This is a genomic window from Bradyrhizobium sp. 482_C4_N1_8 (genome assembly GCF_052075965.1).
Classification (GTDB): Bacteria; Pseudomonadota; Alphaproteobacteria; order Rhizobiales; family Xanthobacteraceae; genus Bradyrhizobium; species Bradyrhizobium barranii.
In genome coordinates, this window is sequence record NZ_CP197231.1 from 8,642,654 (window position 1) to 8,656,823 (window position 14,170).

Below are 14,170 nucleotides of genomic sequence, written 5' to 3' on the forward strand. Positions count from 1 at the left end.
TCACGCTCCGCCCGGCAACGGCGCGCGTGCGTCGACGAGCTTGCGCGCACGCAGCTCCTGCCAGAAGGCTTGTGGCACCGCCTTCTCCGACATCGCGATGTTGTCGGACACTTCCGCGGCGTTGCGCGCGCCCAGCACGGCAATTGTGACCGCCGGATGGGCCATGCAGAACTGAAGCGCGGCGGCCTTCAGCTCGGTCCCGTGCTTGCGGCAGAGCTCGTCGAGCTCGAGCGCACGCGCGATCAGCGCCGCGTCGGCGTCCTGATAGTTGAACTTCGCGCCAGGATGCGGATTGGCCAGAATGCCGCTGTTGTAGATGCCGCCGAGCAGGATGCCGATGTTCTTCTCGCGGCAGACCGGAAATAGCGCATCCAGCGCGCCCTGGTCGAGCAGCGTGTAGCGGCCGGCGAGCAGGAAGCAGTCGACCGGAACGGCCTGGGCAAAACGGACCAACATTTCCGACTGGTTCATGCCGGCACCGATCGCCTTGACCGTGCCGTCGGCGCGCAGGCGCTGGAGTGCGCGGAAGGCGCCGGCCACGGCATCGTCATAGTGATCGTCGGGATCATGCACGAGCAGGACATCGATGCGATCGAGCCCAAGGCGCGTCAGGCTCTCCTCCACCGAACGCATCACGCCGTCATGGGAGAAGTCGAACACCGGCCGCTCGCGCGACGTACCCTTGTAGTGCGCGTCCTCGGCGGCCGCGCCATCCGGCGCGCGCAGCAGACGACCGACCTTGGTCGAGATGACGTAGGAGTCGCGCGGCTGCTGCCGCAGGAAAGCGCCGAGCCGCCGTTCGGCGAGGCCAAAGCCGTAGAGCGGCGCGGTATCGTAGAAGCGGATGCCGGCCGACCAGGCGCGCTCGATCGTGGCGAACGCATCGGTATCGCTGACGGCGGTGAACAATCCGCCGAGCGGGGCCGAACCGAGACCGATTGAGGTGACGTCGAGGGAGCCGAGCCGCGACCGTTTCATTCCCATTGCCTTCCAAAAGTCTTCCTTCCAACCGTCCAATCATCTCTCCCGCTTGCGGAAACCGCAAGCGGGAGAGGTTCGCAGGAGCACGGGGCTGGCGACGCTCCTACTTCAACATCTGCGCAACGTTGTCCTTGGTCACGAGATCGAGGCCGGTATAGACGATCTCGGGTACCTTCTCGCCCTTCTTGATGGCGAGCAGCGTATCCATCGCCTTCTCGCCCATCTCGAACGGACGCTGGCCGACCAGCGCATTGGCGTAACCGTCGCGCAGCAGTTCGAGCTGCATCTTCAGCGTATCGGCGACGACCAGCGTGAACTTGCCGGAGTCGATGTCCTTCTTGTTCCTGGAGGCGAAGGCCTTGAAGCCTTCGGGGGCGAACATCGGCCAGCCGCCGATGGGAACGATCGAGGCGAGGTCGGGCGTGGCGGTGCGCATGTCCGTCATCTGCTGGACCGCCAGCGCCGGATCGTCGTTGCAGAAGGTCGGCGAGCCCGCGACCTCGGTCCATTTCGAGCCCTTCAGCGCCTCGCGGACGCCGTCGACGCGCTCGGCGAGATTCTTGGCGCCCGGACCGCCCGAGACCATCGCGTATTTGCCGCCATCGGGCCGCAGCTTCAAGAGCTCCTTGCCGAGCGCGACGCCGAACTCCTTGTTGTTGGTGCCGATATAGGCGATCCGCTTGGAGCCAGGCGCATCGGCATCGAAGGTGATGACGGGGATGCCGGCCGCGGTCGCCGCCTCGATCGACTTGGTCATGGCCGCAACGTCGGCGACCGAGATGGCGAGGCCGTCGACCTTCTGGGTGACGAAGTCCTGGATGATCTGCGCCTGCGTCGCCGGCTCATGCTCCACCGGCCCCTTGTAGATGCACTCGATGTTGCCAAGCTCCTTGGCACGCTTCAGGCAGCCGTCGCGCGCGAAGTCGAAGAACGGATTGTTCATCGCCTTGGGCACGATCACGAAACGGTAGTTCGCGGCAAACGCCGGCGTCGCCATCATCGCGACCGCGATGCCGGCAAGAAGAAGTTTCCTCATTGTTTCCTCCACCCTTATCTGGCGCCCGTCCTCTTAAGATCGTCCGGGGAGCGGACAGGCGACATTTTCGTTGCCCTCCCGGAACGACGTCATTTCAGATCATCCGCGAGCGGATGCGGTCGACCAGCACAGCCAGGATGATGATCACGCCGACCAGCGTCTGCTGCCAGTAGGAGCTGACCTGTGCCAGCACGAGGCCGTTGCGGATCACTTCCAGCAACACGCAGCCGACGATGGCCCCCAACGGACCGCCGATGCCGCCGGCGAGGTTGGCACCGCCGATGACGGCCGCCGCGATCACGTTGAGCTCGTAGGACGTCGCCATGTTGGCGGGCGCCGATCCGAGCCAGCCGGAGATGATGATGCCTTGCAGCCCTGCGGCAAGCGCGCAGATCACATAGACCTCGATCTTCACCCGCACGACCGGTATGCCCGTGAGCTCGGCGGCCTTCTCGTTGCCCCCGAGCGCGAACACGTGGCGGCCGAACGAACTGTGGTGCAGGACCACGGCCATCGCCAGCGCGAGGACCACGAGATAGATGAAGGGCACGGGCACGCCGAGCACATCGCCCGAGGTGAGCGCGTAGAAGTAATCAGCGTCCGGCCCACCCGGAAAACTGCCGCGGCCGTTGGAGACGACGTAGCCGAGCCCACGCACGATCGAGAGCATGCCGAGCGTGGTGACGAAGGGCGACAGGCCGAGCACGGCGATACAGAAGCCGTTGACGAGGCCCGCGATCAGCGCGACGCCGAGGCCCGCGAGGATCGAGATCAGCAGGATCAGACCCGGCACGTTGGCCAGCACGGTCTTGCCGTCAGCGGCCATATGCACGAACAGCGAGCCTGCGGGCGAGCCGGGCGCCGACAGCTCGGTCATGACCATCGAGGTGATCATGGCGGAGAAGCACATCATCGAGCCGACCGACAGATCGATGCCGCCGGTGATGATCACGAAGGTGACGCCGAGGGTGGCGATGGCGATGAAGGAGAAATTCTTCGCCACGTTCTGCATGTTGCCTTCGGTGAAGAAATAAGGGCTGGCGAAATGCATCACCACCAGCAGCATCGCCAGCGCGAGCAGGACATAGCCGGTCTGGGAGGCGAAGATGCCGCGCTGCCACCATCTGATCCGGCCGACATTGGTGAAGCTGATCGGAGATTCCAAGGGCATGGCCATCACGCCGCCTCCTTCGCGCCGGTGATCAGGGCGGTGACTTCCTCGGGCGACGTCTGGTGGATCGGCTTGTCGGCCCGTTTCTCACCGCGGCGCATGACGATCACGCGATCGCACACCGCGAACACGTCGGGCATGCGGTGCGAGATCAGCATGACGGCGACGCCCTGCTCCTTCAGCCGGTGGATCAGGCCGAGCACCTGCTCGACCTGGCGTACCGAGATCGCGGCGGTCGGCTCGTCCATCATGACCAGCCGCGCGTTGGACAGCCGCGTCCGCGCGATCGCAACCGCCTGGCGCTGGCCGCCAGACATCTGCTTGACGAGATCGTCGGGGCGCGTCTCCGAGCGCAATTCGCCGAACAGCTCCAGCGCACGCGCCGCCATCGCCTTGTGGTCGAGCAGTGCGAGCGGGCCGAACCTGCGCTTCAGCTCGCGGCCGAGGAAGACGTTGGCAGCAGCCGTCAGATTGTCGGCAAGCGCGAGGTCCTGGTAGACGACCTCGATGCCGACGCCGCGGGCATCGACGGGCCGGTTGAAATGGACCGCGTTGCCGGCAAAGCGGATCTCGCCATGGCTGGGACGGAAATTGCCGGCGATGATCTTGACCAGCGTGGACTTGCCCGCGCCGTTGTCGCCCATCAGGCCGACGACCTCGCCGGGCTGGACCTGCAGGTCGACGCCGTGCAGCGCGCGGATTGCGCCGAACTCCTTGCCGATGCCGGTCAGCTCGAGGACCGGTGTCGCTTCAGCCTTTGTCATCAGCGGCCTTCCTCAGACGTAGCGGTTTACCAGGGATTCCAGATATTCCTGCCGTCCCGAGCGCGGCCGCGGGTCGAAGCCGGGGCTGAGCGCACGGTCGGCAAGTTCGGCGAGCGAGCGCTGGCCGCCGAGAATGGCCCGGCCTTCGGGTGCCGCCCATCCCTCGTAGCGCTGCGCGAGCGGTGCGGTGAGGGCGCCGGCATCGAGCATGTCGGCGGCGGCGAGGAACGCGCGCGCGCAGGCATCCATCGAGCCGACATGGGCATGGATCAGATCGTCGGGGTCGATCGACTGCCGCCTGATCTTGGCGTCGAAATTGAGCCCGCCCGAGGTGAAGCCGCCGCGATTCAGGATCTCGTGGAACACCAGGGCCAGCTCCGGCACGTTCATCGCGAACTGGTCGGTGTCCCAGCCGAGCAGATCGTCGCCGCGATTGACGTCGAGCGAGCCGAAGATGCCGAGCGCCTCGGCGAGCGCCACCTCGTGATGGAAGGAGTGGCCGGCGAGGATGGCGTGGTTCTGCTCGATGTTGAGCTTGACGTCGTTCAGCAGGTCGTAGCGTTCCAGGAAGCCGTAGCAGGTGGCGACGTCGAAATCATATTGATGCTTGGTCGGCTCCTTCGGCTTCGGCTCGATCAGGATCGGGCCCTTGAAGCCGATCTTGTGCTTGTGCTCGACGACCAGCGAGATGAAGCGGCCGAGCTGGTCGAGCTCGCGCTTGAGATCCGTGTTGAGCAGCGTCTCGTAGCCCTCGCGGCCGCCCCACAGCACGTAGTTCTGGCCGCCGAGCCGGTGCGTCACCTCCAGCGCGGCGCGGACCTGGCCGGCGGCATAGGTGAAGATTTCGGGGTCCGGATTGGTCGCGGCACCCGCCATGTAGCGGCGATGCGTGAACAAATTGGCTGTGCCCCAGAGCAAGCGGACTTTTGCGGAGGCCATCTTCGCTTCGAACAGATCGGCGATCGCGTTGAGATTGGCGACGGACTCGCTGAGCGAAGTGCCTTCCGGCGCCGCATCGACGTCGTGGAAGGTGAAGAAGGGTACGTCCAGCAGGCGGAACAGCTCGAAGGCGACATCGGCCTTGGCGCGTGCCTGCGCCATCGCATCAGCACCTTGATGCCAGGGGCGCAGAAAGGTCTCGCCGCCGAAGGGATCGCCGCCCGGCCAGCAGAACGAATGCCAGTAGCAGACCGCAAAGCGCAGATGATCCTCGAGCCTGCGGCCATGCACGAGCCGGTCCTTGTCGTACCATCGGAAGGCGGGCGTGTTTCCCGCATCCTTGCCGCCGAAGGCGACAGGGGCGCTTGCATCGAAGAATTTTGCTGGTGCGTTCACTTAAGGCTCTCCTTCAACGCAGGATAAAGTTCGCGCCACCGCCGATAGGCGTCGTCATAGGCCGCAGTGACGGATGCGCGGGGCGCAAAGCTCGCGAGCCGCCGCGGGCGCTTGCACACTTCCGCGGGATCTTCGCCGGTAGCGGCGAGCCGGCCGAGCCTCGCGGCGCCGAGCGCCGCCCCGACCTCGCCTTCCTCGACGCGGTGGACGGGAATGCCGAGCACATCGGCGCAGATCTGCGCCCACAGCGGCGAGCGCGAGCCGCCGCCGACGAGATCGACCTCCGCGATTGGCCCGCTGGCCGCGCTCAGCGCCGCGAGGTTGTCGCGCGCGGCGAAGGCGACGCCTTCCAGCACGGCCTGCACGATCTGGCTGCGCCCGCTCGCACCGCGCAGGCCGACGAAGGCGCCGCTGGCGGCGGCATCGTTGTGCGGCGTGCGCTCGCCATCGAGATAGGGCAGGAATTTTATGGAGCTCGGTCCGTCGACACGCTCGCCGAGCGGCGCCAGGAGCGCGGCGGCCGGCGTCTCCATCACGCCCGCGAGCCAGGCCAGCGAAGCCGCGGCCGACAGCATTACGCCCATCTGATGCCAGAGGCCGGGCAGCGCATGGCAGAACGCATGCACGGCCGAAGCCGGTGCCGGTGCAAACCGGTCGGTGACGCGGAACACCACGCCGGATGTGCCGAGCGACAGGAATGCATCGCTTGGCGCGATCGCGCCGAGCCCGATGGCGCTCGCGGCATTGTCGCCGGCACCGCCGGCAATCACGACTTCATTCGTCATGCCCCAGCGCCGCGCGAATTCGGGCGCGAGCACTGCACTGACCTCGCTGCCCTCGACGAGGCGGGGCATGTGGTGGAGATCGAGCCCGACGGCATGCAGCAGCAGCGCCGACCAGCGGCGCAGACCGACATCGAGCCACAGCGTGCCCGCGGCGTCGGACATGTCCTCGACCATCTCGCCGGTGAGGCGATAACGCACATAGGCCTTCGGCAGCAGCACCTTTGCCACGCGCTCGAAGATCTGCGGCTCGTGCCGCGCGACCCAGAGCAGCTTTGGCGCGGTGAAGCCGGGCATCGCCAGATTGCCGGCGATCGTGTGCAGCGACGGGCAGCGCCGCTCGAGCGCGACGCATTCGGCGTGAGAGCGGCCGTCGTTCCACAGAATAGCGGGGCGCAGCGGCCGTCCGTCCTCGTCCAGCAGCGTCGCGCCATGCATCTGGCCGGACAGCCCGATGCCGCGCACCTGCGCGACCTCGCGCGGATGGCGGGCGGCGAGATCGTCGACGGCGCCAACCGCCGCATCGACCCAGGCGTCGGGATTCTGCTCGGACCACAGCGGCGCGGGATGCGACAGCGCAAGCTCGCGCGCGGCCGTCGCGACAATCGCGCCGGTTTCGCTCACGAGCACCGCTTTCACACCGGATGTGCCGATGTCGATACCGAGATACACGCCGTCCTCCCTTTCGCCTGATGCGGTGCGCGATCTCAGAGTCGCCCTTTCCGCAACGGACCGTTTCGAAATCCACCCGCCCCTAGGGCAAATTGTCCCGCATCACGATGTCGATCCTGATCTTCTCCTGTTCGCGCAAGATCGGCTCGCCGCGCGCAAGCGCGAGCAGCACGCGCACGGCGGCGCGCGCTTCATGCCCGGGGTTCTGCGAGATCGCGGCATCCATCACGCCCTGCAACAGAAGCCGGCGCGTCAGTACGGTGACGTCGTGTCCGACGAATACCACCTGCTTGCCGCGGCCGGCATCGCTCAACGCTGTGGCGACGCCTTGCGTGCCTGCGCCGACGTTATAAAGGCCGACAATGTCAGCATGCCTGCCGAGCAGCTGCGCCAGAACCTGTTCCGAACGGCCGTCTTCGTCGCGCCCTTCCAGCACCGGCAGCACGCTGAGATCGGGGAATTCCGACGCCATCACCTGGCTGAAGCCGAAGATGCGTTCGGAATGGTCGCGCAGGCCCTGCGAGCCCGCGACGATCGCGACCTTGCCGGACCGTTGGCCGACCAGCCGACCGACCAGCGCGCCGGCGGTGCGTCCCGCCGCAATGTTGTCGATGCCTACATAATGGTGGCGACGCGAGGACGGGACGTCCGAGACCAGCGTCACGACCCTGGTCCCGGCGTCGACGAGATCGTTGATCGCGGCGCGGACCCCGGGATGGTCCAGCGCCACCACGGCGACGCCGTCGTAATCGCCGGACAGCGCCTCCAGCGAGGCCGCGAGCACGGACGGGTCGAACACATCCGTGGCGACCACCTCGACGCCGAGACGGCGGGCCGAGAGCCAGGCCGACATCTCGCCGAGATAGGCCTCGATCTGCTGCATGAAGGGGTTCGGCCCCGCCGGCATCACGAAGGCAAAGCGGCGGGCACGGCTGCGGGCGAGCTCGGCGGCGGCGACGTGCGGCTGGAAGGCGTTGCGCTCGATCGTCGCCTTGACCCGCCGGACCGTATCGGGCCGCACGCCCGGGCGGTTGTGCAGGACGCGGTCGACCGTCGCAAGGCTGACACCCGCCTCGCGGGCGATGTCCTTCAGCGTCAGCGCGGTCGCGGTGAGAGTATCGGCCATGGCTGAAGGTTATCGAGGTGTTTTGAGGTACGCAACTCATTTTGAGGCGCACGACGATGTTTTCGGGTCCGGGTCACACCGCGCGGCCTCAGCCGCCCATAAGGTCGCGCGTCAGGAACAGGCTGTTGGGATCCTCGACATAGCCCTCGAACGGGCCGCAGAGCACAAAACCGTGCGCCTGGTAGAGCGCATGCGCGGGCTTGAAATAATCCCAGGAGCCGGTCTCGAGGCTGAGCCGCTTCAAGCCACGCGCGCGGGCCTCAGCGATGATGTGGCGGAGCATCCGGCCGCCGAAGCCGCGCCTCCGCGTGGTTTGCAGCGTGTGCATCGACTTCACCTCGCCATGGTCGGCCGAGAGCATCTTCAGCGCGCCGGTGGCGACCAGCGTCTCGCCGTCCCAGCCGGTCCAGAACGCGACGTCGCTCGCGCGCAGCCCAGCGAGATCGAGCGCATGGGCGCTGCCCGGCGCGGTCTGCGCCCGCGCAGCCGTGACATGATGGTCGAGCAGCTCAATGACGCGCGGATCAAAGGTGTCGCCGGTACGGACCTGCATCGTCACGGCCTCACCTCACTTGAAAGCCGCTTCTGCATGAGGACCATATCGAGCCAGCGGCCGAACTTGCAGCCGACCTCAGGCATACGGCCAACCTCGGCAAAGCCGAACGACGCGTGCAGCCCGGTCGAGGCGGAATTCGAGGCCTCGATCGCGGCGACCATCGTGTGCTTGTTGAGCGCAGTAGCGCGCTCGATCAGCGCGGCCATCAGGCAGCGGCCGACGCCGAGCCGATGATGTTGCTCGCCGACATAGACCGAATTCTCCACGGTGTGGCGATAGCCGGGCCAGGGGCGGAAATCGCCGAATGATGCGAAGCCGACGACGTCCCTGCCCTTCATTGCGACCAGCACGGGATAGCCGGCCGCTTGCCGAGCGCGCATCCACTCGCGCCGCGAATCCAGATCGGCCGGTCCGTCGGTCCACACCGCCGTGGTGTTGATCGCGGCGTAGTTGTAGATGGCCAAAATATCTTCGGCATCCTCCAGCGTGGCGTCCCGCACGATCAGCGACATCACATTTTCCCATACGATGTGCCGCGCCGCGTGATGATGACGTAGCGCGCATCCTGTTTGGTTTCGTTCTCGAAGGTCACCGCCCGCATCACGTCGAAATCGAGACAATCGCCGTCGCGCAGCCGCACGGTCTTGGCGTCGATATGCACGCAGACCGCACCCTCCAGCATCAGGAGCTGCTGGGTGAACGCGTTGCGGCCCCAGGGGCTGTAGGAGACACGCGCTCCGGCCGGCAGGTCGACGACGATGATCTCGATGCCGCTCGCCGCATCCGGCGGCGAGGCATGACGCCGCCGGTAGCCGCTGTCGGGATCGCGCCAAAGCGGCTGGTCGGCAAGCCGCATCAATCGCTCCGGCGGTTTCTCGGCGAGCGCGACGACGTCACTGAGGGTGACATCGAGCGCCGCGCAGAGCTTGTTGAGCAGCGCAGCGGTGGCGCTGCTCTGCGCCCGCTCCACCCTCCCGATCATGGCCCGGCTGACACCGGAGCGCGTCGCGAGTTCGTTCAACGTCATGCCCGCCTGCGTCCTCAAGGTCTTCAAGCGACGACCGATCGCACGGTCGAGTTTCTGCTGGTCCATGGCTTTCATCCGAATATTGCCCGACAGGAGGACCGCACCCATCAGGGCGGGAGAAGCTTAAGCCGGGCGGGGCGCGCATGCCGGATGCGAAGAGCTAATATATTAGAATTTTTGCGCGGCAAATTCCCTGGCGAATTGCCACAGCCCGCCTGGACATGGCGGGCTCGGCAAAGTGTCCTTGGGGAAATTCGCTAGACCAGAAAATCCGGCGCCGCGCCGTGGGCCTGCGGGATCAGGGATCCGGGCGCGAGGTGAAGCGTCATCGCATGATGATCCGCATCGGTCAGCGTCAAAATATTGGTCTGAGTGTCGAAGGCCGCGTTCACCTTGGCGTCGAAGCCATCCAGCACCAGCGTCGTGCCTGGCGTATAGTTTGAGATGACACCGGATGTTTGCCGGGCGTCGGGCCCGAAAACAAACGTGTCCGTACCCGTCAGAACGACATTGCTGCTCAAATTACCGGTGACCACCAATGTCCCGTTGTTGACGTTGACCGTTCCGGTCCCGCTCAAATTGTCGACCTTGAGCACGCCATTATCCAGGACAGTGGCGTTGTTGACGAGGTTGCCCGAGACATCCACCTCACTGCCGGCGTGGACATTGACGATGCCGCCATTGGTCAAGCCATTCCCGAAATCGATCGTGCCGCCCTGATCTGCGGTGATCGTTCCAAAGGTGTTGAAAACGGCGTCGTCGAAATCGAGCGAGGCATGCACGGCTTCGATCAGGCCGCTGCTGGTGACGGAATTGCCGGTATTCACCGCAAGCGGCTGGGACCCGTTCGCCTCGAGCGTGCCGGAGACGCCGATATCCAAGGTGAGGCTGTGATCTCCGTTTCCGATCGTGCCGGCGCCGTCGATCGTGCCGCCGTCAAGGTCGAGCGTGTGATGTGCACCGCTGTTCAGGATCGAGGAGCCCGGATCGAGCTTGATCTCGCCATTGCCAATGACCGTGGCGTCGCCGGTCAGGATGGCTTTCGCGAAATTGAAGAACTCGATCTTGCCGCCATTGTTCAGCGTGCCGCTGACATTCAGAACGCTTCCGGCACTGTCGTCAAACACGGCGCCAGCCTTGAGTGTCACGTTGTTGAAGCTGTTGGCGCTGCCTGCAACGGATTCGATAAGCCCGCCTGACGTCGCATCCAACGACGTCCCGTCCAGATGCACGTTGTCGAAGGTGATGGTGCCGCCATTGGCGACGATCGCACCGAGGGAACCGCCGGCGATCGTATCGTTCACGAACGCGAGCATCGCCTGGGCTTCGCTCAGTGAACCGAGATTGTTGATCGTGCTGTTGCTGATGACACCGGCGCTGCCGGTCTCGTGCAAATTGCCGGTCACGCTGATATTGATCGTGGCCCGGTCAATCGACGTGAAGCCGGTCGAGCCGGTGACCGTCAGAACGCCACCGCCGCCGCTGGTGTCATTCACGTCAGTGACCGTGATCGCGACGTTCTTTGTCGCGATCTCTGTCCCGTCGCTGACCGCGACGGTGACGTCATAGACGTTGTCGTGGTTCGCGTCTTTCGGCGCCTCGAAGTCGGGCGCGGACTTGAACGTCACATCGCCCGTCGCCGACACGTCGAACAGAGCCGCGTCAGTGCCGGACAGCGAATAGGTCAGCGCGGGACTGTCCACATCGGTCGCCGCGACGTGGTAGGCGACGCCAGAGCCATTCTCCGCGAAGCTTGCCGTCGTGCCCGAGCTGATCACGGGCGCATCATCGATTCCCCTCAGCGTCACGGTGATGCCCTGTGTCCCGTAGAAGCCGTCGAGGACCAAGATGAAGATGTCGGTATGGGTCTGTCCGGCCGCGAGCGGAGCGATGTCGGCATGAGAGACATCATAGCTCCACGTCACCTTGCCATCGGCAACGTCGATGGTGGCCGTGAGTGTGCCGAGATTGCCGTCTTGCGGTGCCACCGCGACCGTGTGGGCACCGGCAAAGAAACCCGCCTGCGATGTCGAAACATGGGCAGCGCCATTGTCCGTCAGCTTCGCTGCGGTGAAGGAAGGCGTAGTAAGATCTCTTACAAAGATGTCGTAGGTATGGTTGGTATCGCCCGGCACCAGAATGCTGGATAAAGACTCGAATGCCACCTTGGTGCCATCAGGCGAGAACACGGGAAGCCGGCTGCCGCCTCCGAATTCCCACGGCCTGCCCCCATTGGTCGAGACGGCCGTGATGGCACCCGTGGCCAGGTCCTTCACATAGACGACCTGATCGGCATTGACACCCGGCACGAGATTGGTGGCACTGGAATAGAACGCAATCTTGGTGCCATCAGGCGAGAACACGGGTTTCTGGGCTTCGCCGTTGTTCTGCGGGACTCCGTCGGCATCGGTCGATACCAGCGTGACCGCGCCTGTGGTCAGATCCTTAATGACGATGTTGCCGATTAGGTTGTTAGAACTACCCGGCACAAGATTGTCGGCAAAGGTATAGAACGCCACCTTGGTGCCATCTGGCGAGAACACCGGGTCGAAGCTGCCGCGATCCCCACGAGCGCCGCTGGCGCTCTCCGACACCAGTGTGGTGGCCCCGGTGGAAAGGTCCTTGATGTAGATCTCGGTGGTGTCGCCGCGCACTGTGGCCGACCCGAACACGATTTTGGTGCCATCGGGCGAGAACGAGGGGGGGGGGAGGTAAAGCCATTCTCAAGCCCGCCGCCGCCGGGTCCTCCGTTGTATGGACTGGGCGCTATGAGCGTTATCGCGCCAGTGGTCAGGTCCTTCACGAAGATGTCGCGCACGTGGTCGGTATCATCAGGCACGAGATTGTCGGCATCGGAATAGAACGCAACCTTGGTGCCATCAGGCGAGAATATCGGGTTGGTGGTCGATAAGCCGTCCGCCTGCTCCCCACTGGCACTCGTCGATACGCGCGTGAGGGCACCGGTGGCCAGGTCCTTCACGAAGATGTCGACGCCCGTTGCGAACGCCAGCTTGGTGCCATCGGGCGAAAAAATCGGCTGGTAGCCACCCAGCTGAACCCCGCTGGCATCGGTCGACACGAGCGTGATCGCCCCGGTCGAAAGGTCCTTCACGAAGACGTCGGGTGCACCGTTGGTATCGCCGGGCACCAGATTGTCGGCATAGGATGCGAACGCCACTTTCGTGCCGTCGGGCGAGAACGCTGCCTGGACACTCGCGCCATCCGCCTGCGCCCCGGTTGCGCTGGTCGACACGCGCGTGAACGCATCGTCGCTGCCACCGCCAGCGGTGAAAACAGGTGCTGAATTTGTCATCAATGCCTCCGTTTGCCCGGCAACAGGCCGGACCCGAATGTTTTGCACGACAATCAGAAACAGAAACGCGGCACCAATGAGTCCCTGCTGTCCAAGGCAAGTTTAGTGCCCCTAGATGACGAACGCTTGATGCAGCCGCGAAGGATCAGATGAAGGATCAGATTGAGCGTCGTTGGCTGCGCCGCTGCACAACAGGCAATCAAAACTGCGCCAGCAGTCTTTCACGATACGCAGCCGCGCCGAACTGCGAGAGCGCATAGCATCCCTCAGGGTGATCTCGTGTCGTCGGGATGAATAAGCCGCTCCATTCTGAAATGCAGCGCGAGCGGTGATCCGTTACATCACCAAGAATTGCCATCGCCAAAAATTGGCCACTTTAACCGACGCTGGGGAGACCGACGCCATTTGGCGGATCTTTGGCCCCTTCATGCTTCCGGATACGCCAAGATGAACGTGGCCATGGGTCGGAGAAACATCCAACACGCCAAATCAGCGGCCATCAATTTTTGAATGGAGCGGGCGAAGGGAATCGAACCCTCGTATGCAGCTTGGGAAGCTGCCGTTCTACCATTGAACTACGCCCGCTTATGCGCATGCAGCGCCCGCTCTGATTAGCCGAGACGGCGCCTCCCGCCAAGCGGTTTGGCGCACCCGGCCGGACGCTTCTTAACGTTTCAGTAAGATTCCAGGTGCGCCGGATTGTGGCGGTGTTATGATCGCGCGTCTGGGGAGAGACGTGCACTGAGTGGGGCGTGTGCATGCTGGGGCGTGGCTACACGATATTCAACACGGCCATAGGGCGCTGCGGCATCGTCTGGAGCAGCACCGGCGTGGTCGCCGTGCAATTGCCGGAGGCGCGGGAGATCGATACCCGCCGCCGGATTTTCGCGGTCCATCCCGAGGCGCGCGAGCAGCAGCCTCCGCTGAATGCCGAGCTTGCGATCGAGGGCATCGCAGGCTTGCTGCAGGGCGGCGACCCTGATTTTTCCGAGGTCAGCCTGGACGCCGGCGGCGTCCCCGGCTTCCATCGGCGCGTTTATGAAGCCGCCTGCGCCATTCCGCGCGGGGAGACCCGCACCTATCACGAGATCGCCAAGGCGCTGGGCGCCTCCGGCGCCGCGCATTCGGTGGCGCAGGCGATCGCCAAAAATCCCTACATGCTGATCGTGCCCTGTCACCGGGTGCTGGAGGCCGGCAATTACGCCGACCGACTCTCGCCTTACGGCGGGGTGATCTCCAAGCGGCGGCTGCTGGCGCTCGAGGGCGCCCATCCGGTCGCGAGCAAGACGCTGTTCGAGGTGCTGCTGCCCGTTGCGCCACCGAGGCCCAGCTAAGGCGCGATCGGAATCGCACCTTAGCTTTGTTTTTTTGGGCATGATCTTGTCGGACAACCGCTACACACTTGTC

Annotated in this window: 13 protein-coding genes and 1 tRNA gene; 1 reads left to right on the forward strand and 13 read right to left on the reverse strand. The window is 64.8% G+C overall.

Annotation, left to right across the window (positions count from 1 at the left end):
- From AB7Z56_RS41005 to AB7Z56_RS41065, 13 genes are all read right to left on the reverse strand, one after another.
- Positions 1–978 carry an aldo/keto reductase gene (locus AB7Z56_RS41005; RefSeq protein ID WP_063985924.1) on the reverse strand — a complete coding sequence of 326 codons (978 nt, stop codon included), beginning with the start codon at positions 976–978 and terminating at the stop codon, positions 1–3.
- 106 nt (positions 979–1,084) lie between these two features.
- Positions 1,085–2,017: a sugar-binding protein gene (locus AB7Z56_RS41010; RefSeq protein WP_063985925.1), complete on the reverse strand. Its 933-nt coding sequence runs from the start codon at positions 2,015–2,017 to the stop codon at positions 1,085–1,087.
- 94 nt (positions 2,018–2,111) lie between these two features.
- Complete coding sequence (locus tag AB7Z56_RS41015; protein ID WP_085399632.1) at positions 2,112–3,194, reverse strand: ABC transporter permease; 1,083 nt, start codon at positions 3,192–3,194, stop codon at positions 2,112–2,114.
- Positions 3,194–3,952: an ATP-binding cassette domain-containing protein gene (locus tag AB7Z56_RS41020; RefSeq protein WP_014491326.1), complete on the reverse strand. Its 759-nt coding sequence runs from the start codon at positions 3,950–3,952 to the stop codon at positions 3,194–3,196. The genes AB7Z56_RS41015 and AB7Z56_RS41020 overlap by 1 nt, the downstream gene beginning before the upstream one ends.
- A gap of 12 nt (positions 3,953–3,964) precedes the next feature.
- Complete coding sequence (gene xylA, locus AB7Z56_RS41025; protein WP_063979862.1) at positions 3,965–5,287, reverse strand: xylose isomerase; 1,323 nt, start codon at positions 5,285–5,287, stop codon at positions 3,965–3,967.
- On the reverse strand, positions 5,284–6,741 hold the full coding sequence (xylB, locus tag AB7Z56_RS41030; protein ID WP_063979863.1) for a xylulokinase: 1,458 nt from the start codon (positions 6,739–6,741) through the stop codon (positions 5,284–5,286). The genes xylA and xylB overlap by 4 nt, the downstream gene beginning before the upstream one ends.
- 82 nt (positions 6,742–6,823) lie before the next feature.
- Entirely contained in the window at positions 6,824–7,867 is a 1,044-nt protein-coding gene (locus tag AB7Z56_RS41035) for a LacI family DNA-binding transcriptional regulator (RefSeq protein ID WP_231143697.1), read from the reverse strand.
- Between the two features lie 88 nt (positions 7,868–7,955).
- Positions 7,956–8,420: a GNAT family N-acetyltransferase gene (locus AB7Z56_RS41040; protein ID WP_063979864.1), complete on the reverse strand. Its 465-nt coding sequence runs from the start codon at positions 8,418–8,420 to the stop codon at positions 7,956–7,958.
- 2 nt (positions 8,421–8,422) lie between these two features.
- The gene (locus AB7Z56_RS41045) at positions 8,423–8,935 is read right to left on the reverse strand and encodes a GNAT family N-acetyltransferase (RefSeq protein ID WP_063979866.1); all 513 of its coding nucleotides are present in this window, start codon (positions 8,933–8,935) and stop codon (positions 8,423–8,425) included.
- Positions 8,935–9,516 carry a helix-turn-helix domain-containing protein gene (locus AB7Z56_RS41050; RefSeq protein ID WP_028160282.1) on the reverse strand — a complete coding sequence of 194 codons (582 nt, stop codon included), beginning with the start codon at positions 9,514–9,516 and terminating at the stop codon, positions 8,935–8,937. Before AB7Z56_RS41050 ends, AB7Z56_RS41045 begins: the two co-directional genes overlap by 1 nt.
- Before the next feature lie 191 nt (positions 9,517–9,707).
- The gene (locus AB7Z56_RS41055) at positions 9,708–11,993 is read right to left on the reverse strand and encodes a VCBS domain-containing protein (protein WP_441256855.1); all 2,286 of its coding nucleotides are present in this window, start codon (positions 11,991–11,993) and stop codon (positions 9,708–9,710) included.
- Positions 11,915–12,763: a TolB family protein gene (locus AB7Z56_RS41060; RefSeq protein ID WP_441256813.1), complete on the reverse strand. Its 849-nt coding sequence runs from the start codon at positions 12,761–12,763 to the stop codon at positions 11,915–11,917. Before AB7Z56_RS41060 ends, AB7Z56_RS41055 begins: the two co-directional genes overlap by 79 nt.
- Before the next feature lie 511 nt (positions 12,764–13,274).
- Positions 13,275–13,348: transfer RNA gene (locus AB7Z56_RS41065), tRNA-Gly, on the reverse strand.
- Between the two features lie 173 nt (positions 13,349–13,521).
- On the opposite strand from AB7Z56_RS41065, the gene AB7Z56_RS41070 reads away from it, so the two are divergent.
- Positions 13,522–14,097: a methylated-DNA--[protein]-cysteine S-methyltransferase gene (locus tag AB7Z56_RS41070; RefSeq protein WP_063985926.1), complete on the forward strand. Its 576-nt coding sequence runs from the start codon at positions 13,522–13,524 to the stop codon at positions 14,095–14,097.
- Positions 14,098–14,170 lie beyond the last annotated feature (73 nt).

Excerpts from the sequence above, each read along its gene's own strand:
- AB7Z56_RS41005 (WP_063985924.1), bottom strand. The coding sequence starts at position 978 with ATGAAACGGTCGCGGCTCGGCTCCCTCGACGTCACCTCAATCGGTCTC.
- AB7Z56_RS41010 (WP_063985925.1), bottom strand. The coding sequence starts at position 2,017 with ATGAGGAAACTTCTTCTTGCCGGCATCGCGGTCGCGATGATGGCGACG.
- AB7Z56_RS41015 (WP_085399632.1), bottom strand. The coding sequence starts at position 3,194 with ATGGCCATGCCCTTGGAATCTCCGATCAGCTTCACCAATGTCGGCCGG.
- AB7Z56_RS41020 (WP_014491326.1), bottom strand. The coding sequence starts at position 3,952 with ATGACAAAGGCTGAAGCGACACCGGTCCTCGAGCTGACCGGCATCGGC.
- AB7Z56_RS41035 (WP_231143697.1), bottom strand. The coding sequence starts at position 7,867 with ATGGCCGATACTCTCACCGCGACCGCGCTGACGCTGAAGGACATCGCC.
- AB7Z56_RS41040 (WP_063979864.1), bottom strand. The coding sequence starts at position 8,420 with ATGCAGGTCCGTACCGGCGACACCTTTGATCCGCGCGTCATTGAGCTG.
- AB7Z56_RS41045 (WP_063979866.1), bottom strand. The coding sequence starts at position 8,935 with ATGTCGCTGATCGTGCGGGACGCCACGCTGGAGGATGCCGAAGATATT.
- AB7Z56_RS41050 (WP_028160282.1), bottom strand. The coding sequence starts at position 9,516 with ATGGACCAGCAGAAACTCGACCGTGCGATCGGTCGTCGCTTGAAGACC.
- AB7Z56_RS41060 (WP_441256813.1), bottom strand. The coding sequence starts at position 12,763 with ATGACAAATTCAGCACCTGTTTTCACCGCTGGCGGTGGCAGCGACGAT.
- AB7Z56_RS41070 (WP_063985926.1), top strand. The coding sequence starts at position 13,522 with ATGCTGGGGCGTGGCTACACGATATTCAACACGGCCATAGGGCGCTGC.